The sequence below is a fragment of the Microbacterium sp. genome, assembly GCF_047606685.1.
Classification (GTDB): domain Bacteria; phylum Actinomycetota; class Actinomycetes; order Actinomycetales; family Microbacteriaceae; genus Microbacterium.
This window is the reverse complement of sequence record NZ_JASGEC010000061.1, coordinates 85,294-110,103: the sequence shown is the minus strand read 5'-3', so window position 1 is coordinate 110,103 and position 24,810 is coordinate 85,294. Positions and strand designations below refer to the sequence as shown.

General features: G+C 70.3%; 20 protein-coding genes. 9 read left to right on the top strand and 11 right to left on the bottom strand.

The annotated features are described in order from the left end of the window. The first annotated feature begins 130 nt into the window (after nt 1–130). Complete coding sequence (locus QM611_RS07490) at nt 131–1,159, top strand: iron-siderophore ABC transporter substrate-binding protein (protein ID WP_415079283.1); 1,029 nt, start codon at nt 131–133, stop codon at nt 1,157–1,159. A gap of 177 nt (nt 1,160–1,336) precedes the next feature. After that, entirely contained in the window at nt 1,337–2,188 is an 852-nt protein-coding gene (locus tag QM611_RS07485) for an erythromycin esterase family protein (protein WP_415079282.1), read from the top strand. 18 nt (nt 2,189–2,206) lie between these two features. On the opposite strand, the gene QM611_RS07480 is transcribed toward QM611_RS07485, so the two are convergent. From QM611_RS07480 to dut, 4 genes are all read right to left on the bottom strand, one after another. Then, nucleotides 2,207–5,056, bottom strand: coding sequence for an aconitate hydratase (locus tag QM611_RS07480; protein WP_415079281.1), 2,850 nt, complete (start codon nt 5,054–5,056; stop codon nt 2,207–2,209). 135 nt (nt 5,057–5,191) lie between these two features. Then, entirely contained in the window at nt 5,192–5,926 is a 735-nt protein-coding gene (locus QM611_RS07475) for a DUF3159 domain-containing protein (RefSeq protein WP_415079280.1), read from the bottom strand. Continuing rightward, the gene (locus QM611_RS07470; RefSeq protein ID WP_415079279.1) at nt 5,923–6,519 is read right to left on the bottom strand and encodes a DUF3710 domain-containing protein; all 597 of its coding nucleotides are present in this window, start codon (nt 6,517–6,519) and stop codon (nt 5,923–5,925) included. The genes QM611_RS07475 and QM611_RS07470 overlap by 4 nt, the downstream gene beginning before the upstream one ends. Continuing rightward, complete coding sequence (gene dut, locus QM611_RS07465) at nt 6,516–6,965, bottom strand: dUTP diphosphatase (RefSeq protein ID WP_415079277.1); 450 nt, start codon at nt 6,963–6,965, stop codon at nt 6,516–6,518. Before dut ends, QM611_RS07470 begins: the two co-directional genes overlap by 4 nt. A gap of 31 nt (nt 6,966–6,996) precedes the next feature. On the opposite strand from dut, the gene QM611_RS07460 reads away from it, so the two are divergent. Then, the gene (locus tag QM611_RS07460) at nt 6,997–7,500 is read left to right on the top strand and encodes a DUF3093 domain-containing protein (RefSeq protein ID WP_415079276.1); all 504 of its coding nucleotides are present in this window, start codon (nt 6,997–6,999) and stop codon (nt 7,498–7,500) included. Here QM611_RS07460 and QM611_RS07455 read toward each other — a convergent pair. Then, a complete protein-coding gene (locus tag QM611_RS07455; protein ID WP_415079275.1) occupies nt 7,497–7,790 on the bottom strand; it encodes a DUF4193 domain-containing protein in 294 nt (97 codons plus the stop codon). The genes QM611_RS07460 and QM611_RS07455 overlap by 4 nt on opposite strands. Before the next feature lie 203 nt (nt 7,791–7,993). Here QM611_RS07455 and sepH point away from each other — a divergent pair, with 203 nt between their 5' ends. Continuing rightward, nucleotides 7,994–9,022: a septation protein SepH gene (gene sepH, locus QM611_RS07450; protein ID WP_415079274.1), complete on the top strand. Its 1,029-nt coding sequence runs from the start codon at nt 7,994–7,996 to the stop codon at nt 9,020–9,022. Nucleotides 9,023–9,025: 3 nt separating this feature from the next. Here sepH and QM611_RS07445 read toward each other — a convergent pair whose 3' ends face one another. Further along, nucleotides 9,026–10,168, bottom strand: coding sequence for an alkaline phosphatase family protein (locus QM611_RS07445; RefSeq protein WP_415079273.1), 1,143 nt, complete (start codon nt 10,166–10,168; stop codon nt 9,026–9,028). Between the two features lie 73 nt (nt 10,169–10,241). Here QM611_RS07445 and QM611_RS07440 point away from each other — a divergent pair, with 73 nt between their 5' ends. Beyond that, entirely contained in the window at nt 10,242–12,683 is a 2,442-nt protein-coding gene (locus QM611_RS07440) for a DNA gyrase/topoisomerase IV subunit A (protein ID WP_415079272.1), read from the top strand. Nucleotides 12,684–12,965: 282 nt separating this feature from the next. On the opposite strand, the gene QM611_RS07435 is transcribed toward QM611_RS07440, so the two are convergent. Then, a complete protein-coding gene (locus tag QM611_RS07435; protein ID WP_415079271.1) occupies nt 12,966–15,095 on the bottom strand; it encodes a DNA gyrase/topoisomerase IV subunit B in 2,130 nt (709 codons plus the stop codon). Between the two features lie 202 nt (nt 15,096–15,297). On the opposite strand from QM611_RS07435, the gene QM611_RS07430 reads away from it, so the two are divergent. After that, nucleotides 15,298–15,525, top strand: coding sequence for a hypothetical protein (locus tag QM611_RS07430; RefSeq protein ID WP_415079270.1), 228 nt, complete (start codon nt 15,298–15,300; stop codon nt 15,523–15,525). 39 nt (nt 15,526–15,564) lie between these two features. Here the strand turns inward: QM611_RS07430 and QM611_RS07425 are convergent, their stop codons facing one another. The 4 genes from QM611_RS07425 to QM611_RS07410 form a co-directional block, all read right to left on the bottom strand. Further along, entirely contained in the window at nt 15,565–16,317 is a 753-nt protein-coding gene (locus QM611_RS07425) for a hypothetical protein (RefSeq protein WP_415079269.1), read from the bottom strand. Next, nucleotides 16,314–17,627 carry a MurT ligase domain-containing protein gene (locus tag QM611_RS07420; RefSeq protein WP_415079268.1) on the bottom strand — a complete coding sequence of 438 codons (1,314 nt, stop codon included), beginning with the start codon at nt 17,625–17,627 and terminating at the stop codon, nt 16,314–16,316. Before QM611_RS07420 ends, QM611_RS07425 begins: the two co-directional genes overlap by 4 nt. Continuing rightward, the gene (locus QM611_RS07415; protein WP_415079267.1) at nt 17,620–19,029 is read right to left on the bottom strand and encodes an RNA polymerase sigma factor; all 1,410 of its coding nucleotides are present in this window, start codon (nt 19,027–19,029) and stop codon (nt 17,620–17,622) included. The genes QM611_RS07420 and QM611_RS07415 overlap by 8 nt, the downstream gene beginning before the upstream one ends. Nucleotides 19,030–19,248: 219 nt before the next feature. Then, nucleotides 19,249–20,178 carry a proteasome assembly chaperone family protein gene (locus QM611_RS07410; protein ID WP_415079266.1) on the bottom strand — a complete coding sequence of 310 codons (930 nt, stop codon included), beginning with the start codon at nt 20,176–20,178 and terminating at the stop codon, nt 19,249–19,251. Between the two features lie 53 nt (nt 20,179–20,231). Between QM611_RS07410 and QM611_RS07405 the strand changes: the two genes are divergently transcribed. From QM611_RS07405 to sucB, 3 genes are all read left to right on the top strand, one after another. After that, nucleotides 20,232–21,722 carry a leucyl aminopeptidase gene (locus QM611_RS07405; protein WP_415079265.1) on the top strand — a complete coding sequence of 497 codons (1,491 nt, stop codon included), beginning with the start codon at nt 20,232–20,234 and terminating at the stop codon, nt 21,720–21,722. Continuing rightward, the gene (lpdA, locus tag QM611_RS07400; RefSeq protein ID WP_415079264.1) at nt 21,719–23,092 is read left to right on the top strand and encodes a dihydrolipoyl dehydrogenase; all 1,374 of its coding nucleotides are present in this window, start codon (nt 21,719–21,721) and stop codon (nt 23,090–23,092) included. The genes QM611_RS07405 and lpdA overlap by 4 nt, the downstream gene beginning before the upstream one ends. A gap of 70 nt (nt 23,093–23,162) precedes the next feature. Then, nucleotides 23,163–24,806, top strand: coding sequence for a 2-oxoglutarate dehydrogenase, E2 component, dihydrolipoamide succinyltransferase (gene sucB, locus QM611_RS07395; RefSeq protein WP_415079263.1), 1,644 nt, complete (start codon nt 23,163–23,165; stop codon nt 24,804–24,806). Nucleotides 24,807–24,810: the final 4 nt, after the last annotated feature.

Below are 24,810 nucleotides of genomic sequence, written 5' to 3'. Positions count from 1 at the left end.
CGCGCCGTGCGTCCACTTCACCGCCGGATTCGACGGCCGACCCGGCCAGCATTAGTTAGGTAAGCTATTCCTTACCGGATTGATGTTCCGGCCCATCCCTTGACTGTCAGCGATGAAAGGACGACCATCCATGAAGACGACCACGGGAGTACGGCGCATGCTCGCCGGGTGCGCGATTCTCGCGGCGGTGACGACCTCCGCCGTCGCCTGCAGTTCGGACGCCGGATCGACGGCCGCGTCGGAGGGCTCCGCCGCGAGCGCCTTCCCCGTCACGATCGACTCCGCGCTGGGATCGGTCACCATCGAGCAGGAGCCGGAACGCGTGGTCACGATCGGGTGGGGAAGCCAAGACGTGGCACTCGCGCTGGGCGTCGTCCCGGTCGGTATGCAGGACATGACCGGTGACACCGGCGACGACACCGGCATCCTGCCCTGGGATGCGGAACTGCTGGGCGACACCGAGCCCGAGCTGCTCTCCTACACCACGGACGAAGTTCCCTACGAACAGATCCTGGCGCTGGAACCCGACGTGATCCTTGCCGTGAACTCCGGACTGACCGCCGAGCAGTACGCGCGGCTGAGCGACATCGCCCCGACCGTGGCGTACCCCGGCGAGGCGTGGCTGACCAGCTGGGAGGATCAGACGACCATCGTCGGTCAGGCGCTGGGTCTGAGCCAGGAGGCCGAAGACCTCGTCGACCAGACCAACGATCTCATTGCCCAGGCGAAGGCAGATCATCCGGAGTTCACGGGCAAGACCATCGCGTTCGCCTCGGGGACGACAGCCGACGCCCTGAATGTCTACCTCGCCACCGATGCCCGTGTGACGCTGCTGCAGCAACTGGGCTTCACCATCTCCTCCAGCGTCCCGACCGAAGCGGACTCCTTCGCGGTGCCGGTCAGCCTGGAGAACCTCGCCTCGATCGACTCCGACGTACTCGTCTCGTGGTATCTGAGCACCGACATCCAGGAATCGCTGGAATCGTCTCCGCTGTTCTCATCGATCCCGGCCGTGGCCAGGGACGGGTACGTGGCTATCACCGATCCGCCCCTGGTCTATGCGACCAGCGCGGTGTCGGTGCTGAGCCTGCCCTGGATGCTCGATGCCTACCTGCCGCTGTTGCAGGCAGCGGCTGAAGGCGCCTCGCCACCCGCATGACGTGAGGCGCCGACGGGGCGTCGTCGCCACGCAGGGGTGCACGCCGAGAGTTGCCGAGAGCTGATTCTGCCGCACATTGACTCTCTCGGCGTGGTACGCCTCCATCCCGGTGGGACTGGTCACCGTATGCAGTGCCCGCCTCATCTGACTGCCGATCCGCGAAAGCGGGAGGACTCTATGACGCGCTTGCCGAGCCGCGTCGCGACGTCACTGACTGGGCTCGTCATGCCGACGCGCGTGTTCGGCTGGGCGGAGGGGCTGCACAATCGCTCGGAGTACCTCGTCGCGCGCAACGCCGTCGTCGCGCACGGCGTCGATGCCGGCTGGTTCCGGATCCTCACTGCCGAAACGAACTTCGCCGCGTCCCGCGCAGTGGACGCCTATCTCGGCGGCGCCGGCGCGGATGAGCCGTCCCGCGAGATCGTGGCGGCCGCGTGGTCGTGGCATCCCGCACCGCTTCGAGATAACGCGAAGCTGCTGCGGTGGCTCCGGGCTCGCAACCGGCGGAGGGAGGATGGGGCCCGCATCCGGTTCTACGGTCTCGACATGTTCGGCGACCAGCACCATCCGAACCCGCCGGTCTCCGACGAAGCGGACCGTGCTGCCGTCGCGGCGCTGGCCCGGCGCCTCAGCCGTCACCGCGCCGCCGGCGGCGACCATCGCGACCTGACTGTACGGGGCGCCGCACAGTACGCCGTGCTGCGAGAGGTCGCGCGCCGCCACCCGGGTGAGCGGCTGCTGGTGTTCGCGCAGACCGAGCACCTCGATCCGGCTCGTCCGGCATCTCTGGGCAAGCGGCTGGCACGTGGTGCGCTCGGCACGTACACCGCGGTGGGCGCGGTGTGGGATCCGGACGACCCCACCGCGCGGTATCCGCTCGGCCGCTACGCGGCGCTGGCGCAGCACGCCGCACAGACCACGTCGATGGCGCTGCCCGGCGGCGCCGTCTTCTGCGCGCCGACGCCGGCCGGCGCTCCGTTCCCCGCCGTCGTGCACGCATCGCGACTGCATGCGGCGCCCGAGCTGTGACCAGGGCACCCTACGCGGTCAGACCAGCGAGCGCAGCACGTACTGGAGGATGCCGCCGTTGCGGTAGTAGTCCGCCTCGCCGGGCGTGTCGATGCGCACCACCGCGTCGAACTCGACCGTCTGCTTGCCCTCGGGCGAAAACTCGCTCGGCTCGGCGACGACGTGCACCGTCTTAGGGGTGACCCCCTCGTTGAGCTGCTCGATCCCGGTGATCGACACGATCTCGGTGCCGTCCAGGCCGAGCGACTCCCACGACTGCCCGGCCGGGAACTGCAGGGGCACGACGCCCATGCCGATGAGGTTCGAGCGGTGGATGCGCTCGAAGCTCTCGGTGATGACGGCCTTCACACCGAGCAGCGACGTGCCCTTCGCTGCCCAGTCGCGCGACGAGCCGGAGCCATACTCCTTGCCGCCGAACACGACGAGCGGGGTGCCCTGCGCCTGGTAGTTCATGCAGGCGTCGTAGATGTAGGACTGCGGGCCGCCCGGCTGTGTGAAGTCGCGTGTGTAGCCGCCCTCGACGACCGCGCCGTCGTTGACCGCGCTCACCAGCAGGTTCTTCAGACGGATGTTCGCGAACGTGCCGCGGATCATGACCTCGTGGTTGCCGCGCCGCGAGCCGTACGAGTTGAAGTCCTTCTGCGCGACGCCGTGCTCGGTCAGGTACTGCGCGGCGGGCGTGCCGGCCTTGATGTTGCCGGCCGGGCTGATGTGGTCGGTGGTCACCGAGTCGCCGAGCGTCGCCATGACGCGCGCGCCGTGGATGTCGGAGACGGGCGTGAGCTCCATCGTCATCCCGTCGAAGTACGGCGCTTTGCGCACGTAGGTCGAATCGGCGTCCCACTCGAAGACCGGCCCGGTCGGGGTCGGGAGGTTCCGCCAGCGATCGTCGCCGTCGAAGACGGTGGCGTACTGCTTGATGAACTGCTCGCGCGAGATGGACGAGTCGATGATCTCCTGCACCTCGTCGGGCGCGGGCCAGATGTCCTTCAAGAACACGTCATTGCCGTCGCTGTCCTTGCCGAGCGGGTCGGTGTCGAAGTCGAAGTTCATCGAGCCCGCCAGCGCGTAGGCGACCACGAGCGGCGGCGAGGCGAGGTAGTTCATCTTCACGTCGGGGCTGATCCGGCCCTCGAAGTTGCGGTTGCCCGACAACACGGCGGTCACAGCCAGGTCGTGCGTGTTGACGGCGGAAGAGACCTCCTCGATGAGAGGCCCGGAGTTGCCGATGCAGATCGTGCAGCCGTACCCGACGGTGTAGAAGTCGAGTCCCTCCAGCGCCTTGTCCAGTCCTGACTTCTCGTAGTAGTCGGTGACCACCTTGGAGCCCGGCCCGAGCGTGGTCTTCACCCACGGCTTGCGCTTGAGCCCCCGCTCCAGCGCCTTCTTGGCGAGCAGGCCCGCCGCGATCATGACCGACGGGTTGGACGTGTTGGTGCACGACGTGATCGCCGCGAGGGTCACGGCGCCGTTGTCGAGGGTGTACTGCTCGCCGGCGGGCGTGGTCACCGGCACCGGCGTCGACCACGCGGCGCGGGTGCCGCTGTTGATGTGCACGGGGCGCGTGGTCGGCTGCTCCTCCCCGGGGCCCTGGCCGGGATCGGATGCCGGGAACGAGTGCTTCCCCTCCAGGTCGACGATGTCGTCGGTCGTGGAGGCGGCGGCGTAGTTCAGGATGTCTTTGCCGAACTGCTCCTTCGCCTCGGAGAGCAGGATGCGGTCTTGCGGGCGCTTGGGGCCGGCGATCGACGGCACGACGGTGCCGAGGTCGAGTTCCATGTACTCGCTGTAGACCGGCTCGTGGGCCGGGTCGTGCCACAGCGACTGCTCCTTCGCGTACGCCTCCACGAGGGAGACCGCCTGCTCGTCGCGCCCGGTGAGGCGCAGGTAGTCGAGAGTCACGTCGTCGATCGGAAACATCGCGGCAGTGGAGCCGAACTCGGGGCTCATGTTGCCGATCGTCGCGCGGTTGGCGAGCGGGACGGATGCCACGCCCGCGCCGTAGAACTCGACGAACTTGCCCACGACCCCGTGCTTGCGCAGCATGTCGGTGATCGTGAGGACCACGTCGGTGGCGGTGACGCCGGCCGGGATCGACCCGGTCAGCTTGAACCCGACCACGCGGGGAATGAGCATCGACACGGGCTGGCCGAGCATCGCGGCCTCCGCCTCGATGCCGCCGACGCCCCAGCCCAGCACGCCGAGGCCGTTGACCATGGTCGTGTGCGAGTCGGTGCCCACACAGGTGTCGGGGTACGCGCGCAGGACCGTCTCGCCCCCTGAGCTTGTCGAAGGGCGGTCGTAGACGACCTTCGCGAGGTGCTCGATGTTGACCTGGTGGACGATGCCGGTGCCGGGAGGCACAACCTTGAAGTCGTCGAACGCCGTCTGCCCCCAGCGGAGGAACTGGTACCGCTCGCCGTTGCGCTCGTACTCGATCTCGACGTTGCGCTCCAGCGCGTTCGGCGTGCCGAACAGGTCGGCGATCACGGAGTGGTCGATGACCATCTCGGCGGGCGAGAGCGGGTTGATCCGTTTCGGGTCTCCGCCGAGCGCCGTCACGGCCTCGCGCATGGTGGCGAGGTCGACGATGCACGGCACGCCCGTGAAGTCCTGCATGACCACGCGCGCCGGCGTGAACTGGATCTCGGTGTCGGGCTCGGCATCCGCGTCCCAGGTGCCTAGCGCCTCGATCTGCGCCTTGGTGACGTTCGCGCCGTCCTCGGTGCGCAGCAAGTTCTCCAGCAGCACCTTGAGGCTGAACGGCAATCGCTGATAGCCGTCCACCGTGTCGAGGCGGTAGATCTCGTAGTCGGTTCCCCCGACCGTCAAGGTGCTCTTCGCACCGAAGCTGTCAACCGTGGACACGTCTGCCTCCTTTGTCGGCCAGCGAGGCGGGAACGCCCGGCATCCCCATCTTTCCCCCGCGCGCACGCTCTGGCTAGTGAGGTTCGCCTTACCGGCGTGGCTCGAGTATTTATCTTGATATCAAGATAAATACTATCACTCGGCGGGGGCCGTCGCTGCCGCCGAAGGGCGCGCGTGGAGCGCGCGCACGGTGAGCCACGTGACGGCCAGCATGGGAGCGAACAGCGGTAGGCCCATGGCGATCTTCAGCGTGCCGAGAGCCGTGATGTCCGCCGCGAAGTAGAGCGGCAGCTGCACGGCCAGCCGCGCCGCGAACAACCCCGCCCACGCGATCGTCAGCCAGAAGTAGGCGCGGCGCTTGCGCCGGTCTGTCCGCCACGCCGTGCCTTCGCCGAGCAGGAAGCCCGCAGCCAGCCCGATGAGCGGCCAGCCGATGAGCGCGGAGACGAGAAGCGCCGACCCGTAGACGCCGTTGGTGACAAAGCCCCACACGAAGTTGTCCTGCGCGCGGCCGGTCCACAGCGCGAGGCCGGCGGCGGCCGCGGTCGCGACGAGGCCGCCGAGCGCGGCGCTGGGCGTGGACCGGCCGATGAGCCGGGCGGCGGTGAACACCACTGCCAGCCCGACCGAGACCAGCAGCGCCAAAACGAGGTCTTGCCACGCGGTGTAGACGACGACGAACGCGAGGCTCGGCAGGACGGATTCGAGGATGCCGCGCCATCCGCCCATCGCGCCCCACACGACATGCCCGGTGGACGCCTCGGCGGCAGGATCCACGCCCGCCCGGCGCGCCGCCGCGCCGAGCGCCGCGCCCACGAGCTCGGACGCGGAGGGCTGCGCCTGCTCGTCGCCTCGGTTCGGGTCGGTCACGCCGCGCCCGGGGTGGTGGGCATCCGCAGCGGGATCAGATCCCGTGGCGGCATCGGCGAGCCGCCGCGCACCACGACGATCGAGCGGAAGAGGTCCTCGACCTGCTCGGCGGCGGCGACGTCCGAGGTCGCCGCGCCGCCGATGACGCCCCGCAGGAACCAGCGGGGGCCGTCGACGCCGACGAAGCGCGCGAGCCGCCGGCCGACCTTGCCGTCGCTGTTGGACACCACCGGCACCTCGGCCAGCAGCTCCGGCCCGAACGGGCCTTCGCGCTCCTCCACGCGGCCGCCCTGCTGGCGCACCTGGTCGCGGATCTGCTCGCGCGTCTCGTCCCACAGCCCCGTCGTGCGCGGCGCGGCGAACGGCTGGACTTGCAGGGTCGAGTCGGCGTAGTCGAGTCCGACGGCGACGATGCGCTTGGTCTGCTCCTCGACCTCGAGGCGGAGGTTCAGGCCCTCGCGGGGAAGGATCTTCACGCCGCCGAGGTCGATGTAGGGGCGCACCGGGTTCGCCTCGGCCTCGTCGAACGGCCCCTCCGCCGCGCGGTCGGCGGGGGCGGACTTGTCTGCGGGGGCGGTCTGGTCGTCGCTCATGAGGTCGTTCCGTTCTGGTAACCGGTGGAGCCGAAACCGCCCGCGCCGCGGGCGCTGTCGGGAAGCTCGTCCACCGGAATGAAGTTGGCGCGCGGCACGGGCATCACGATCAGCTGCGCGATCCGGTCGCCCACCGCGACGTCGTAGGGCTGCGCCGCGTCCGTGTTGAGCAGCGCAACTTTGATCTCGCCACGGTACCCGGCGTCCACGGTGCCGGGCGCGTTGACGATCGTGATGCCGTGCTTGGCAGCCAGCCCGCTGCGCGGCACCACGAAGGCGACGTGGCCGTCGGGCAGGGCGATGCGCACACCCGTGCCGACGAGTGCGCGCTGGCCGGGCTCGATCCGCAGCGACTCCGCCGACACAAGGTCGGCGCCGGCATCGCCGGGGTGCGCGTAGACGGGCGGCTCGGGTGCGACAATGAGGACGTCGACGGATTCGGGCACTCAACGAGGGTAAACCAGATCGCCACCGCTCATGCAGAACTTCGCACAAGCCTCCGGCCACTCAGGGCAATCGCTCAGCGGCAAGCTCTACCGCGAGCGGCTCACCCCGTCGCTGTGGACCTTCGCCGCCGCCGCCCTGGTGGCGCCGATGGCCTCGCTCGTTTTCGTCCGGATGGACGCCGTCGTCGCCCTCGTGGTCGGCATCGGGGTGGCGGTCGCGGTGATCGGCCTCATGGCCTGGCTGTCGCCGGTCGTGGAGGTGAAGGACGGATGGCTGTTCGCCGGCCGCGCGCGCATCGACGCGCGTTTCCTGGGCGAGCCGGCTCCGCACTCGGGCGAGGCGGCCCGGCTTCAGCGCGGGCCCGGGCTCAACGCGCGGTCGTGGCACCTCATCCGGGGCGGCATCGACGGGCTCGTCGTCATCCCGATCACCGATCCCGCCGATGCGACGCCGTTCTGGGTGATCTCCACGCGCACGCCCGACCGCTTGTCCGCGGCGCTGCGCTGGGCGGGGGCCGGAGACGGAAAGGCTTAGCCCTCGCACTCCGTGCAGATCGGCCCGTCCGGGCCGTCGTGGTCGAGCTGCGAGCGGTGCTTCACGAGGAAGCAGTTCGCGCACGTGAACTCGTCCTCCTGCGGAGGCAGCACCACGACGTCGAGCTCGAGGTCGGACAGGTCAGCGCCGGGCAGCTCAAACCCCGACGGGTTGTCGGCGTCTTCGACGTCGACCGATCCCGACAGCTTGTCCGGAACGCGCTCTTTGAGGGCCTCGATCGACTCGCTGTCGTCCTCGGTCTTGCGGGGGGCGTCGTAATCCGTTGCCATTTCGGGTGGTGTCTCTTCTGTCTGCGGGTGCCGCCGCGGGTCAGCAGGCGGCGATAGTCTGCACGACGCTGATGCATTCCGCAAATGCGCGGCTGCAGGTCGTCGCGGGTGAAACTCGCGGCACGCCCGCGTTATTCCCCGAGTCGCGCCCGGTTGCGTGACACCATTGCGGCACACGCGAACCACCAGGAGAGGCGTTCGGCATGGAACAGCTCACAGTGATCGGAACCGAGGACGAGTCGCTCGTGCTGGCAACCGAAGCGGGCGAGCGATTCTCGCTCGCCCTCGACGACGCGCTTCGAGCCGAGTTGCGGCGCGCGCGGCGCGAGCGCGATGCGGACGGCAGCACGGCGAAGCCGAGCCCGCGAGAAGTGCAGGCGCACATTCGCGCGGGCATGTCCGCCGCCGATGTCGCCGAGCTGCTGGGCGCGCGCGTCGAGGACATCGCGCGCTACGAAGGGCCGGTGCTCGCCGAGCGCGAGCACGTGGTCGGCCAGGCGCTCGCGGTGCCCGTGCTGGTCGCGGGCGACCTCGGGCACGAGGGCACGCCGACATTCGGCGCGGCCATCCGCGCCAAGCTCGCCGAGGCCGGCGCCGTGGGCGAGCGGTGGACGAGCTGGAAGGAGGAGGCCGGCTGGGTCGTCAAGCTCGAGTTCTGCGCCGGAGACGTCGACCGCGATGCGCGCTGGGCCTTCGACCCGAAGCGCAGCACCCTGGCGCCTCAGAACGCCGAGGCCGTGCAGCTGTCGAAACAGGGCGCCCTGCCGGAGGGGCTCATCCCGCGCCTGCGCGCGCTCGACACTCCCGCTGTGCTGAAGGACGAGACCCGGTTCGACAGCGGTGCGTTCGGCCCCCGGCGCCTGGCGGACCCGACCGCCGACCTCGAGGCCCCGGCCGTGACGGAGCCGGTTGCTGCCGCCGTCCAGGACGCGGCGATCAAGCGTGCGCCCGAGACGCCGGCGACCACCCCGGAGACCGCGGACCTGCTCGAGGCGCTGCGCCGCCGCCGTGGCCAGCGCGAGCCGCTGCCCAGCTCCGACGACCACGCGCACGCGCCTATCGCGCTGTTCGACGCGTTGGAGCCCGGTTACGACGAATTGCCCGTCGATGAGCTGGATCTCGGCGAAGACGTCCGCGAGCCCGCGCGGGCGGGAGAGGCTCGCCGCAAAGGCCGGTCGTCGATGCCGTCGTGGGACGAGATCGTTTTCGGAGCGCGCACCGAGGAGAGCTGACGCTCACACCGGCGCGAAAGCGCCGAGCGGGATGAGCGGGACGGCGCGCTCGTCGTCGGTGAGCGAGCCGTGCTGGCCCACCATCCGTTGCGGGCGCTTGTCGGCTAGCCGGTCGTCGTAGTACGCGATTCCCGCGCGGGCGGCGACCAGGACATCGCCGATGCGCGGCGCCACGTCGGGGTCGGTCGGGCCGAACAGCTCGGCGGCCACGGCCTCCTCGCGAGACATCACCCACGAGCGGGCGGCTTCCGACGCCCGCCACCGCTCGCGCACCGCGACCGGGTCGGCATCCGGCTCGACGTAGAGGTGCAGCAGCCGAGGCTCCCCCGCAACGAGCCGCACACCGTCGAGCAGGCCGTCGCCGGCGGCGAGCAGCACGTGCCGGTGGCGCGGCACGTCCACCATGCCGTGGTCGGCGGTCACGACGGCGCCGACCCCCGCGGCCGCCGCGGCCGAGTGCAGCGCCGCTGCCGCGGCATCCGTGTGCTCCAACGCCGCCGTCCACTCCTCGGACTCCCACCCGCGCTTGTGGCCGACGCGGTCCAGAGCCGGCTCGTACAGGTAGACAAACGCGCCGGGATGCCGCGCCGCGACGTCCACGGACAGACCGATCCGCTCGTCGAGGTCGTCGGATGACACGAACTCGGCGCCGCGGAAGACCGCCCGCGTGAAGCCCGACCCGCGGAACTCTGCGCGCGTGACGACGAAGCAAGGCCGACCCCGCGCGGCCTCGCGCGCGAAGAGCGGCTCGACGCGCTGCCACGTGAGCGGGTCGAGGCCGTCGTGCTCCCAACCGGAGAGCTGGTTGGCGAGCACATCCGTTCCGGGCACGCGCACGCGGTAGCCGACGATGCCGTGGCGGCCGGCGGGCGCCGCGGTCATGAGCGAGGTGAGGGCGGTGGCGGTGGTCGAGGGGAACGTGGTGCGCGCGGCATCCCGCTTCCCGCACCGCGCGGACAGGAAGCGCGCGTGCCCGGCGCGGGCGGCGAGGTTGCGGGCGCCGAGCCCGTCCACGAGCATCACGATGCCGCTGCGCGCGGGCGGGAACCACGTGTCGTCCGCGCCGTCGACGGCTGCGCGCACGTTGGGCCACACGTCGGTGAGGCTCCGGGCGCGCGCGGGCGCCGCGGGTAGGCTGAGGGGCATCCGGGCCAGTCTCGCACACGGTCCCCGAGCGGTGCGCGGCCGGCCGATCCGACCCTCCCGAGACCCGAGGCCCATGCCCGCACGACCTCCCCAGCAGCCGATCGAAGAGCGCATCGAAGACATCGACGTGTCGGTCGAGATGCAGGGCTCATTCCTGGAGTACGCGTACTCGGTGATCTACTCGCGCGCGCTCCCGGACGCGCGCGACGGGCTCAAGCCCGTGCAGCGCCGCATCCTCTTCCAGATGGCCGACATGGGCTTGCGGCCCGATCGCGGGCACGTCAAGAGCGCGCGAGTCGTCGGCGAGGTCATGGGCAAGCTGCACCCGCACGGCGACTCCGCGATCTACGACGCCCTCGTGCGGCTCGCCCAGCCGTTCGCGCTTCGGGTGCCGCTCGTCGACGGGCACGGCAACTTCGGGTCGCTCGACGACGGCCCGGCCGCCGCCCGCTACACCGAGGCGAGGCTCGCACCCCCCGCCCTGGCCCTCACCGAGCACCTCGACGAGGACGTCGTCGACTTCGTGCCGAACTACGACGGGCAGTTCCAGCAGCCAGCGGTGCTGCCGGCGGCGTTCCCGAACCTGCTCGTCAACGGAGCCACCGGCATCGCCGTGGGCATGGCGACCAACATGCCGCCGCACAATCTGATCGAAGTGGTGTCGGCGGCCGTGCACCTGCTCGAGCATCCCGACGCGACGCTCGACGACATCATGGAGTTCGTGCCCGGCCCCGACCTTCCCGGCGGCGGCATCATCGTGGGCCTGGACGGTATCAAAGACGCGTACGCGACCGGCCGGGGCACGTTCCGCACCCGTGCCAAGGTGTCGGTCGAGCAGCTCGGTCCCCGGCGCACCGGGCTGGTGGTGACCGAACTGCCGTACATGGTGGGCGCCGAGCGGGTGATCGAGAAGGTCAAAGACGCCGTGGGCTCCAAGAAGCTGCAAGGCATCGCGGATGTCGTGGACCTCACCGACCGCAACAACGGGATGCGGCTCGTGATCGGCATCAAGACGGGGTTCGACCCTCAGGCGGTGTTGGATCAGCTTTACCGGCTGACGCCGTTGGAGGACTCATTCGGCATTAACAACGTCGCACTCGTCGACGGGCAGCCGCAAACGCTCGGGCTGCTGCAGCTGCTGCGCGTCTACGTCGACCACCGACTGCAGGTGGTCACGCGCCGCAGCCGCTATCGACTGGCCCGCCGTCAGGAGCGGCTGCACCTCGTGGAGGGGCTGCTCATCGCCATCCTCGACATCGACGAGGTGATCCAGGTCATCCGCGGCTCCGACGACACCGAGCAGGCGCGCGCGCGGCTCATGGGCGTGTTCGACCTCAGCCAACTGCAGGCGGACTACATCCTCGAGCTGCGCTTGCGGCGACTCACGAAGTTTTCGCGCATCGAACTGGAGTCCGAGCGTGACGCGCTGAAGAACGAGATTGCCGAGCTGGAGGAGCTGCTGGCAGACGACAGCCTGCTGCGGGCACAGGTCGCGCGCGAGCTCGACCTCGCGGCAGAGGCGCATGGGACGCCGCGGCGCACACTGTTGCTCAACGGCGGGGCGCCGCAGCCGAGGTCGCGCAGCGCCACGCCCACAGACCTGCAGATCGCCGACGCGCCGTGCCGCGTCCTGCTGTCGGCGACGGGCCGCATGGTGCGGGCAGAACTCGACGACGCCGGCGCCGTCGTGCCGCCCACCCGACGCTCGAAGCACGACGCGGTCCGCTCGGCGGTGGACACCACGACACGGGGTGATGTCGGCGCCGTCACCTCGTCGGGGCGGCTCGTGCGCTTCTCCCCCGTCGACTTGCCCTCGGTGCCGGGCAATTCCGTGCAGTTGGCCGCCGGCAGCCGCGCCGACCATTACCTCGGCCTCAGCGGCTCTGAGCGCGTGGTCGCCGTCGTGCCGCTGGGAGAAGGGCCGCCGATCGCGCTGGGCACCGCCCACGGCGTCGTCAAGCGGGTGGCGGCGACCGAGCTGCCCGCGGGCAAGTCCGACGTCGAGATCGTCTCGCTCAAGCCCGGCGACCGTGTCGTCGGCGCCGCACCGGCGCCCGACGACAGCGAGCTGGTGTTCGTGACGAGCGACGCGCAACTACTGCGCTTTGCCGCCGACGCAGTTCGGCCGCAGGGCCGCGCCGCGGGCGGCATGGCCGGCATCCGCGTCTCCGCAGGCGAGCACGTCGTCGCGTTCGGAGTGGTGCCGCCGTCGGAGGATGCCGTTGTGGTGACGGTCGCGGGGGCGGCGGGCGCGCTCGCCGGGGCGGATGCGGGCAGCGCCAAGGTGTCGGCGTTCGCCGAGTTCCCGCCCAAGGGACGGGCCACCGGCGGCGTGCGCGCGCACCGGTTCCTCAAGGGCGAAGACACGTTGCGGCTCGCGTGGGTCGGCGCGGACCCTCGCGCGCTCGGCACGGACGGAGCGGTGCGCGCCCTGCCCGAACCCGGCGCGAAGCGCGACGCCTCGGGCTCCCCGCTCGCCGCTGTCGTCGGCGCGATCGGCGCCGCGATCCGCTGACCGCGCGAGGTGCCCCAGGCGCCCGCATCCGCGTCCGCTCAGCAGTAACCTTGTGCGGTTCGGGCCTCGTGGCACCCGCGGAACGCGACTGCTGAGCGTTCGGCTCGACGCTCGGCAGTCACCTTCTGCGGCTCGGGCCCCGTCGCACCCGCAGAACCCGACTGTTGAGCGTTCCGCTCAGCGCTCGGAGCTCGGCCCCACCTCAGCAGTCACCTTCTGCGGCTCGGGCCCCGTCGCACCCGCGGAACGCGACTGCGGAGCGCGGGCGCGAAGGATCGACCGCTACGCGTCGATGGCCTCGCGGTCAAGCATGCCGCTGGATGACACGATGAAGTCGCGGCGCGGCGCGACGTCGCTGCCCATGAGCAGCTCGAACACCGCGGCCGCAGCCTCCGCGTCGGTCACTTGCACGCGCCGCAGCAGCCGCCCGGCGCGATCCATGGTGGTCTCCGCGAGCTGGTCGGCATCCATCTCGCCCAGCCCCTTGTACCGCTGGACGGGCTCTTGCCAGCGCTTGCCCGCGCGCTGCAGCTTCGCCAGCAGCGCGTGCAGCTCCTTCTCGCTGTAGGTGTAGATCGTCTCGTTCGGCTTCGAGCCGGGGTTCACGACGATGACACGGTGCAGCGGCGGCACAGCGGCATAGACGCGGCCCTCCTCGATGAGAGGGCGCATGTAGCGGAAAAAGAGCGTCAGCAGCAGCGTGCGGATGTGGGCGCCGTCGACATCCGCGTCGCTCATCAGGATGATCTTCCCGTACCGGGCAGCGTCCAGATCGAACGAGCGGCCCGAGCCAGCCCCGATCGTCTGGATGATCGCCGCGCACTCCGCGTTGGAAAGCATGTCGCTGATCGACGCCTTCTGCACGTTGAGGATCTTTCCCCTGATCGGCAGCAGCGCCTGGAACTCGCTGTTGCGTGCGAGTTTCGCCGTGCCGAGCGCCGAGTCGCCCTCGACGATGAACAGCTCGGAGTCGCGGACGTCGTTCGTGCGGCAGTCGGCGAGCTTGACCGGCAGCGACGATGACTCCAGCGCGTTCTTGCGGCGCTGGGTCTCTTTGTGGGCGCGCGCCGAAATGCGCGCCTTCATCTCGGAGACGACCTTGTCCAGCAGCAGAGCCGCCTGCGCCTTGTCGTCGCGCTTCGTGGAGTCGAATCGGGCCTTGAGCTCCCGGGCGACGACGGAGGACACGATCTGGCGCGCCGCGGGCGTGCCGAGCACCTCTTTCGTCTGCCCCTCGAACTGCGGTTCGGGAAGCCGCACGGTGAGCACGGCAGTGAGGCCGGCGAGGATGTCGTCCTTCTCCAGCTTGTCGCCCGCACCGACCTTCAGGCGTCGCGCGTTCTGGGAGATCTGGTCGCGCACGACCTTGAGCAGAGCCTGCTCGAAACCCTGCTGGTGGGTGCCCCCCTTGGGGGTGGCGATGATGTTCACGAAACTGCGGGTGACCGTCTCGTACCCCGTGCCCCACCGCAGGGCGATGTCGACCGCGCACTCGCGCTCCACCTCGGTGGCGACCATGTGGCCGTTGGGCTGGAGCACCGGCACCGTCTCGGTGAACGCCCCTTCGCCGGTGAGCCGCCACGTGTCGGTGACCGCGGGGTCGGGGGCGAGGAAGTCGACGAACTCGGAGATGCCGCCGTCATAGCGGTACGAGGCCTCGACGGGCTCGTCCTCCGCGCCCGTCGACCCGGTCCCTGAGCTTGTCGAACCGGTCCCTGAGCCCGTCGAAGGGCGCTCGTCTCGAATCACGAGCTCAAGGCCCGGAACCAGGAACGCGGTCTGACGCGCGCGCTGCTCCAGCTCGGCCAGCTGGAAGGACGCGTCCTTCGTGAAGATCTGCCGGTCTGCCCAGTAGCGGATCCGCGTGCCGGTCACGCCTTTGCCGACCCGGCCGGCCACCCGCAGCTCGCTGCTGCGCTCGAACGGAGTGAACGCGGAGTCGGGGCTGCCGCTGGCGAACACACCGGGTTCGCCGCGGTGGAACGACATCGCCCACGTCTTCCCACCGCGGTCGACTTCGACATCCAGTCGCTCGGAGAGCGCGTTGACGACCGACGCGCCGACCCCGTGCAGGCCGCCCGACGCGGCGTACGAGCCCGTGCCGAACTTGCCCCCCGCGTGCAGCTTTGTGAACACGACCTCGACGCCGGTCAGCCCGGTGCGCGGCTCGACATCCACCGGGATACCCCTGGCGTGGTCGCGGACTTCGACACTGCCGTCGGCGTGCAGGAGGATCTCGATGCGGTTGCCGTGGCCGGCGAGGGCTTCGTCGACGGAGTTGTCGATGATCTCCCACAGGCAGTGCATGAGGCCCCGCGAGTCGGTCGAGCCGATGTACATGCCAGGACGCTTGCGCACCGCCTCGAGGCCCTCGAGCACCTGGAGGTGGTGGGCGGAGTACTCGGCGGTCACAATCCTTAAGAATATCGGCGGACACCGACACTCGAGCCGTGACACTCGGGCCGGGCTCCTTCGGCGGCGCGCGAGAGAATGGATGTCGGAAATCGCCGTACGCGCAGAGCGAAACCGCGTCCGTTCGCGGCATTCTCGAAACGCGCACGTGGTTGTATTTGTAGCCCGTCCCCGAGATCTACCACCATGAGGAGGCACTGAGATGAGCTCTCTTTCGACAACCGCCGAACCGGCCGTCATCGACTACCGCCTCACGGCGGTCGACCGGTGCGACTCGTGCGGAGCGCAGGCGTACATCGCCGCCGAAGTGAACGGCAGCGAGCTCTTGTTCTGCGCCCACCACGGCCGCAAGTACGAGGCGAAGCTGCGCGAGGTCGCCACGAGCTGGCACGACGAGACCGCGCGCCTGGCCGAGCCCGCCGGTCGTTGAGCGAGCGGCGCGACACGAAACGCAGCGAACGTCGAGGCGCTACACCTTGATGTAGTGCAGTTGCTTGCCCTTGGCGTACTCATGGAATTGCGCGCGCACACCGGCCGCGTAGTCGTCCACGGGCTCGTGTTCACGCGGCCCCGAGTAGTCCACACCCGCGTGCGCCGCCGCCAGCGACAACAGCAGATCGGTCATCGCCGGGTTCAACGGCAGCAGTGGGCCCTGCAGCTGCAGCGCGAACACGTCGCCCGCGCGCAGACCGACGCTCGAGGCGCCGTCGAACTCGACGATGCCCTGGCCCACCCGCACTGTGCCGAACGCGCTGGCCGCGGGACCGGCGCTCCACCGCGACGCGTGGTCCTCGAAGCCGACGAGCTCGCCGGCCGGGCTGTCGGCGATCACGTAGCCGATGCGCCGCCCGCGCGTGCGCGCAGCCGTCATCGGCACGATCCCCAAGCCCTCGCGGGACACGCCGTCGAGTGTGGTGATGGCCTCGGACAGGATCTCCGCGCCGGTGCCGATCGCAAGCACCGGCGTGCCGCCGGCCACGAGCTCGGCCAGCTCCGCGCGGCGCCGACGGGCGTCGTCGAGCACGCGGTCGATGACCGACGCGGGACCCGTGCCCCACACGACGAGGTCGGTCTCCCCGATCGGGCCGTCGCCTCTGCCGCGCGTCTGGAAGTCGGCCTCGACTCCCGCGCGCTTCAGGCGCAGCGACAGCGCTTCGATATTGCCTCGGTCGCCGCCGAAGTCGAGGTCGGCCGGGTAGAGCCGTGTCACACGGACGGTCATCGCAGGTCCTCCTCCTGGTCGCCGTGGCCGAGGCCGTGGCGCAGGAACATCATCTGCTCGTAGTTCACGATCCACACCTGCGTCTGGTCGCGGGTGGTCTTCTTGCCGCGCATGATCTCGATCGCGCGGTCCATGTCCGGCTCCACGGCGTGCACGGGCACGCCCGCGTGGGCAAAGCGCAGCGCCGCCAGATGCGCCTTGTTGCCGGTCACGACGTCGACGTGGTCGAGCTTGGTGACATCCGCGTCGTACAGGAACGAGACATCCGGCAGTCCATCGTCGATCGCGAACAGCACGTGCTCGGGCGCCGCGTCGAGCGAGTCCAGATTGAGCTGAATGCTCGGCGCGTTCTTGAACATCAGGAACTGCGCTTTCTCGCCCGCGGGGTCGTCGCTGAGCGCAACGACCTCCCCGCGCCCCCACGTCGGCTTGAGCGCGGCGAATCCCCGCCGGGCAGCGGCGGGATCGAAGCGATCGCCGAGGATGCGGGCCGCCGCCAGCAGCGCCGCTGCGGCGTCGGTGGCGAAGTGCACGCCCTGCACGGGCAGCGTGATGGCGATGTCGTGGCCGTCGACGCGGACGACTGCCTCGCGGCCCTTCAGGCTCACGACCTCGGCGGCGGCGGCGTGCGGCACGGCGCCGCGCTCGTCGTCGCGCAGGTCGGGCGCGGTCATGACCCCGTGCGGCTGCGCCGCCAGCACGTCGCCGGCGACGCCGAAGAACGAGACGGGCGCGCGCTGGGCCGCCACGTCGATCTTGCTCAGGTAGCTGTCGTCGCGGCTGATGACGACCGAGTCGGTCGCGAACTTCGCGGTGTCCAACAGCATGTCGGCGACGCGCTCGGTCTCGAAGAGCCGGTAGAGCTGGTCGACGACGATGTTCAGCGCCACCACGACGCTGGGCGAGAGCCGCTCCGCAAGCTTGGCGGAGTAGCCCTCGTCGACCTCGAGGATCGCAATGTCGGCGTCGACCTTTCCCGTCGGGCTCGACAGTGCCAGCAGGCTGGAGGTCAGCCCCTGCGGCATGTTCGCGCCGCTGGGGTTCGTGAACACCCGCACCCCGTGCGCCCGCACGACCTCGGAGATCATGTGGGTCGTCGTCGTCTTGCCGTTCGAGCCGAGCACGAAGACGAGGCCGTGCTCGAACTGGCCGAACAGGGTTGTCAGCAGTGTCGGCGACATCCGGTTCGCGAGCACGCCGGGGAAGGACGTGCCGCGCTTGCGCAGGCGCAGGATGGCGCGCGCGAGCTTGCCCGTCAGGATCGGCAGGATGTAGCGCGGCCCGGGCCCGGAGGCGGGCCGCTTACTCAAGGTAGTCCCGCAGCGACTGCGAGCGAGAGGGATGGCGGAGCTTGGCCATTGTCTTCGACTCGATCTGGCGGATGCGCTCGCGCGTCACGCCGAAGGTGTCGCCGATCTGGTCGAGCGTCTTCGGCTGGCCGTCGCCGAGGCCGAACCGCATGCGGATCACGCCGGCCTCGCGCTCGGACAGCGAGTCAAGGAGCGACTCGAGCTGCCGCTGCAGCATCGTGAAGCCCACCGCGTCGGCCGGAACGACGGCCTCGGTGTCCTCGATGAGGTCGCCGAACTCGCTGTCGCCGTCCTCGCCCAGCGGCGTGTGCAGCGAAATCGGCTCGCGGCCGTACTTCTGCACTTCGATGACCTTCTCGGGGGTCATATCGAGCTCGCGGCTGAGCTCTTCCGGGGTGGGCTCGCGGCCGAGGTCCTGCAGCATCTGCCGCTGCACGCGGGCGAGCTTGTTGATGACCTCGACCATGTGCACCGGGATGCGGATGGTGCGCGCCTGGTCGGCCATGGCCCGCGTGATCGCCTGGCGGATCCACCAGGTCGCGTAGGTCGAGAACTTGAAGCCCTTCGTGTAGTCGAACTTCTCGACGGCGCGGATGAGCCCGAGGTTGCCCTCCTGGATGAGGTCGAGGAACTGCATGCCACGACCGGTGTAGCGCTTGGCCAGCGACACCACCAGGCGCAGGTTGGCGCCGAGCAGATGAGACTTCGCGCGCTGGCCGTCGCGGGCCACCCACTGCAGGTCGAGGCCCAGCTGGCTGGACTTCTCGGCCGCCGACATGTGCGACAGCTTCTCCTCGGCGAACAGGCCCGCCTCGATGCGCATCGCCAGCTCGACCTCTTCTGCCGCGTTCAGCAGGGGCACTTTGCCGATCTGCTTCAGGTAGTCCTTGACAGGATCGGCGGTGGCTCCGGTGATCTGGGTCGAGTAGACGGGGACGTCGTCCTCGTCGCTGGAGGAGATGACGATGGCGCCTGTGGGCAGAGGCTCAACGGCAGGCTTTGCCTCCCCCTCCTCTTCCTCGTCCTCCTCAGCGGCGGCGTCGGGCTCGGCGGCCTTCTTCCGTGTGCGCGACGCCGGCTTGGCGGGGGCCTCGTCAGCCTCGTCGTCGATGTCGAGCTCGGCCTCGTCGAGCTCTTCCGGCTCGTCCGCCTCGAGTTCCGTGTCGTCGGCGCCCTTGGCCGTGCGCGATGTCGCGGGCGCGGCCTTGCCCTTCGCGGGGGCCTTGGCCGCGGTCTTCACGGCAGGCTTGGCCGCGGCCTTCGTCGCCGCAGCCTTGGTTGTCGGCGCCTTGGCCGCTGCCGGCTTCTTTGCCGAGGCCGTCTTCGTCGCCTTCTCGTCAGTCGACGCCTTCTCGGCATCCTTCTTGGTGGTCCGCTTTTTCTGGGTCGTCGCGGTGGTCACGTTTCGCCTTTCACCGGCGCCGTCGCGAGCTTCGGCCGGCCGATCGGGTTCGGACACTAGTAAGACCCTTGTCAAGCCCTGCTCCCGCAAAGCTCACGCTTTCGGGACCGGTCGACAACGGGTCGGATCATCTATTGTCGCACACGCGCAGAGTGCTCCCGCACGCGGTCGCTGTGGCTGCAACCGCGCGCCGCCTCCGCCCATTCCCCGAAGCGCCGCTCAACCGCGCTTGTCGTCGTCGGCGCGCGGACGCGTGGCCAGGTAGCGCTCCAGCTCTGCGGCGAGCTCGTCGGCACTGGGCAGCTCGGCCTCGTCAATCGCCGTCGTCGACGAAGTGGTGTCGCCGAGCCCTGCCATGTAGGCGTCGTAGCGCTCCTCGAGGCCGCGCACCATGCGGCTGAGATCCTCGTTGCCGGCGACCTGCTCGTCGACGCGCTCGCGGTAGTCGCGATCGTCGGCGCGCAGCTCTTCCGCCGTGAACACGAGTCCCGTCGCGTCACTGAGCTTGTCGAGCGCAAGGACCGTCGCGCCCGGGAATTCCGTGTCGCCGAGGTAGTGCGGCACCAACAGCACGAAGCCCGCGACATCCGCTCCGGCCTCGGCGAACCGGTACTCGAGAAGGTGGCCGACGGTCGCGGGAACCTGCGTGCGCGGCTTCCACACCGAGTGCCCGGCGATCAGCTCGGCACGCGTGCCGCTGACGGTCGTGCCCAGCGGCCGGGTGTGCGGCACCGGCATCGGGATGGCGTGCACCCACGTGATCGTGGACACGCTCGCGCCGGTGGCGAAATCGAGGATGGTGCGCGTGAACGCGTCCCACGCGAAATCCGGCTCGTAGCCGGTCAGCGTGAGGAACGGATGCCCCAGCGCGTCGTGCGCGAGGGCCAGCTCGAGCCGCGCCGGGCGGTATTCGGTCAGGTGGTCCTCGTCGAAAGACACGATCGGCCGACGCGCGCGGTAGTCAAGCAGCACATCGTTCGAGAAGACGAGGAGCGGCGAGGTGTCGAGCTCTTCCCGCACGTACTCGATGAGCCCGGCGACAGCCGAGCCGGCATCGGTGAACCCCGTGAGCGCGATCACGAGAGGCAGCCCAGGCGGCACGGGCGGCGAGCTCGCGACCCGCTCGAAGAGAGGTCCGGGATAGGGCATGGATCCACTCTACGTTCCGTGCTGGAGGGTCGCCCCGAACCTAGGATGGAGGAATGCCGAAGCCCGAGCTCGCGCATAGCCGCGAACCGATCCACGACTCCGTAGCCGACGCGATCCTCTTGGCGCTCCCTCCGCTCGAGGCGGAGGCCGACGACATTCCGGGCTGGCCGGGACTCGTCGCCGCACTCGCCTCGGTCGGCTTCACCGGCGCGCTCGGCTCGTACTGCCGCGTGCACGTGCCGGACGCGACCGCGAAGCCGACCGCCGTGGTGGGGACGGGAGCGAGCCCGGACGCCGCGGCCCTGCGCAACGCGGTCGGGGCCGGCATCCGCTCGCTCACGGGTTTCAACGAAGTCGCCGTCTCCGCCCCGGACGCCGACCCGGCGCTGTGGCGCGCAGCCGCGGAGGGCGCGGGCCTGGGCGGTCACACGTTCGCCGGCTACAAGTCGGACGGCGGCAAGAAGCGCGCCACGCGCGTCACCGTGCACGCCGACGCCGACGGGCGCGACGACGAGCTCCGCGCCGCGCAGTCGATCGTCGACGCGGTCGCGCTCGTGAAAGACCTCGTGTCCACGCCCGCGCGAGACCTCGGGCCGGCCGACCTCGCCGCGCACGCCGCGGCGGCGGTCGAGGGCCTTCCCGTCGAGGTGGAGGTGCTCGACGAGAGCGCGCTCGAGGAGGGCGGGTTCGGCGGCATCCTCGGCGTGGGCGCCGGATCGGAGCGCCCGCCACGGCTCGTGCGGCTCTCCTACGCGCCCGCCGACGCGCGGGCACACGTCGCGCTCGTCGGCAAGGGCATCACGTTCGACACCGGCGGGCTCTCGCTGAAGCCAGCCGCATCGATGGTCGGCATGAAATACGACATGGCGGGCGCCGCGACCGTGCTCGGCGCTCTGTGCGCGGTGGCCGCTCAAGAACTGCCCGTGCGCCTGACAGTGTGGCTGTGCATCGCCGACAACATGCCGTCCGGCCGCGCGACCCGCCCAGGAGACGTGCTGCGCCTCGTCGACGGGACCACCGTGGAGGTGCTCAACACCGACGCCGAGGGCCGGCTCGTGCTCGGCGACGGAATCGCAGCCGCCAGCCGAGAGCGGCCAGACGTCATCGTCGACGTGGCAACCCTCACGGGGGCGATCACGGTCGCGCTCGGCACACGCCACGCCGGTGTCATGGGCGAGGACGAGGCGGTGGCCGACTTCCTCGCCGCCGCCGCGCGGGCCGGCGAGCCGGCCTGGCATCTGCCACTGCCCGAGCACATGGTCGAAGAGCTCGAGTCGCCGATCGCCGACCTCCAGAACGCCAAGATCGGAGACCCCGCCGGCGGATCGCTGTTCGCCGGTCTGTTCCTGCGCCATTTCGTCGGCCGCGTCTCGGACGACGCCGACGCCCCCCGCATCCCGTGGGTGCACCTCGACATCGCGGGCGTCGGCATGAACAAGTCGGGCCCGCACGGCTACACCGACAAGGGCCCCACGGCCGCAACGCTGCGGTCGCTCGTCGAGTTCGTCGCCGCGAAGGCCGGCGACGGGAAGGCAGTCCAGTGAGCGCCCACGACTTCGACCTCGTCGTCCTCGGCGGCGGAAGCGGCGGCTACGCGGCCGCGCTGCGCGCCGCCGAGCTCGGCAGGTCGGTCGCCCTCGTCGAGAAGGACAAGCTCGGCGGCACGTGTCTGCACCGCGGGTGCATTCCAACGAAGGCGCTGCTGCACACCGCCGAGGTCGCAGAACACGCCAGGCACGCGGCATCCGTGGGCGTGCGGGCAGTTTTCGAGGGCATCGACATGTCCGCCGTCACGGCCTACCGCGAGGGCATCGTGGCGAAAAAGCTCAAGGGGCTCGAGGGCCTCATCAAGGCGCGCGGCGTCACGGTCGTCGCAGGCAGCGGCCGGCTCGGCGCCGATCGCACGGTGCACGTGGGCGACGACGCGTACACGGGGACGGCTGTCGTGCTCGCGACCGGATCGCACAGCCGTTCGTTGCCGGGCCTCGACATCGGCGGGCGGGTGATTACCAGCGAGCAGGCGCTTGCGCTGGCGGAAGTGCCCGACCGCGTCGTGATCCTGGGCGGCGGCGTCATCGGCGTCGAGTTCGCGAGCGTGTGGAGCTCGTTCGGCGCGGAGGTCACGATCGTCGAAGCGCTTGCCCACCTCGCGCCGAACGAGGACGAGGCGCTCAGCAAGGGGCTGGAGCGCGCGTTCCGCAAGCGCGGCATCGCGTACCGGCTCGGCGTGCGCTTCCAGGGCGTCGAGCAGACGGATGCCGGTGTGTCGGTCAGCCTGGAAGACGGCGCCGTGCTGGAGGCCGACTACCTCCTGGTCGCGGTCGGGCGCGGACCGGCCACCGACGGCCTCGGGTTCGAGGAGGCGGGGGTGACGCTGGACCGCGGCTTCGTCGTGACCGACGACCGGCTGCGCACGAGCGCTCCCGGAGTGTGGGCCGTCGGCGACATCGTCCCGGGCCTGCAGCTGGCGCACCGTGGATTCCAGCACGGCATCTTCGTGGCGGAGGAGATCGCCGGGCTCGACCCCGTCGTCGTTCCCGAGTCGCTGGTGCCGCGCGTCACCTACTCCAGCCCCGAGCTGGCATCGGTCGGTCTGACCCACGCGCAGGCGGCCGCCGAGCACGGCGCCGACGCGATCGTGGCCCACGAGTACAACCTGGCCGGCAACGGCAAGAGCGAGATCATCGGCACCGGCGGGCTCGTCAAAGTCATTCGGCGCAAGGACGGCCCCGTGGTCGGTGTGCACCTGCTCGGCGACCGCGTCGGCGAGCTCATCACCGAGGGGCAGCTCGCGGTCGCGTGGGAGGCGCACCCGGAAGACATCGCGCCGTTCATCCACGCCCACCCGACCCAGAGCGAGGCCCTCGGCGAGGCTTTTCTCGCCCTGGCGGGCAAACCGCTGCACACGCTGTGATGGCGTCCCGCATCCGAGGGCGCTCCGCTCACTAAGCTAGACACGACATCGGCATCGAAGGAGACACGTCATGAGCACTTCCGTGGTCCTCCCCGCGCTCGGCGAGAGCGTCACGGAGGGAACGGTCACCCGCTGGCTCAAGCAGGTCGGTGACACGGTCGAGGCCGATGAGGGCCTGTTGGAGATCTCGACGGACAAGGTCGACACCGAGATCCCGTCGCCGGTGGGCGGTGTGATCGAGGAGATCCTCGTCCACGAGGACGAGACGGTCGAGGTCGGCGCCGTGCTGGCGAAGATCGGCGACGGCTCCAGCGCGCCTGTCGCGCCCGAGTCGACGCACGAGAGTGCTCAGGAGGCGCCCGAGCCCGAGCCGGCTGCGGATGTGCCCGTCGCGGAGCCCGCGCCGGCCGCCTCGTCGGCCCCGGCGGCCGGCGGCAAGGACGTCGTGCTCCCCGAGCTCGGCGAGAGCGTCACCGAGGGCACGGTCACGCGCTGGCTGAAGCAGGTCGGCGACCAGGTCGACACCGACGAGCCGCTGCTGGAGATCTCGACGGACAAGGTCGACACCGAGATCCCGTCGCCGTTCAGCGGCACCCTCCAGGAGATCCTGGTGCACGAGGACGAGACGGTTGCCGTCGGCTCGGCGCTCGCGCGCATCGGCGACGCTCCCGCACAGCCGGCGACGGCGCCCGCTCCCGCAGAAGAGCCCGCTGCCGCAGAAGCGCCCGCTGCCCCAGAGCCGACCCCGGCGGAGCACGCGGCTCCTGCCCCCGCAGCCGCGCCGGCGGCGGCAGCCAGCGACGACGTGCCCACCTATGTGACCCCGCTGGTTCGGCGACTGGCCCAGCAGCAGGGCGTCGACCTGTCGGCGGTCACGGGAACCGGAGTCGGTGGCCGCATCCGCAAGGAGGACGTGCTGAAGGCGGCGGAGGCAGCGGCAGCGCCCGCCGCGGCGCCGCCCGCTGTTGCGGCGGCTGCGCCGGCGGTCGAGGTCTCGCCGCTGCGTGGCACGACCCAGCCGATGTCGCGTCTGCGCAAGATCCTCGCCGAGCGCGCGGTCGCCTCCATGCAGCAGACCGCGCAGCTGACGACGGTCGTCGAGGTGGATGTCACGAAGCTGGCGGCGTTCCGCGACCAGACGAAGAACACCTTCCTGGAGAAGACCGGCGACAAGCTGTCCTTCCTGCCCTTCTTCGTCCTCGCGGCTGCGGAGGCGTTGCAGTCGCACGCCGTGATCAACGCGACCGTCGACGGCGACAACATCGTCTACCCCGCCACCGAGAACATCTCGATCGCTGTGGAGACCGAGAAGGGCCTGCTCACCCCCGTGGTGCGCGACGTCGGCACGAAGAACATCGCGCAGATCGCGCACGACATCGCCGATCTGGCGAGCCGCTCGCGCAACAACAAGCTGAAGCCGGACGAGCTGGGCGGCGGCACCTTCACGGTCACCAACACCGGTTCTCGCGGCGCGCTGTTCGACACTCCCGTCGTCTTCCTGCCGCAGAGCGCGATCCTCGGCACAGGGACGGTGGTCAAGCGCCCGGGCGTCGTGACGGTGGACGGCAGGGACGCGATCTCGGTCCGCTCCTACGTGTTCCTCGCGCTCTCGTACGATCACCGCATCGTCGATGGCGCCGACGCGGCTGGCTTCCTCGGCGCCATCAAGAAGCGCCTCGAGGCTGCCGATTTCGAGGCGAGCCTGGGAATCTGACGCC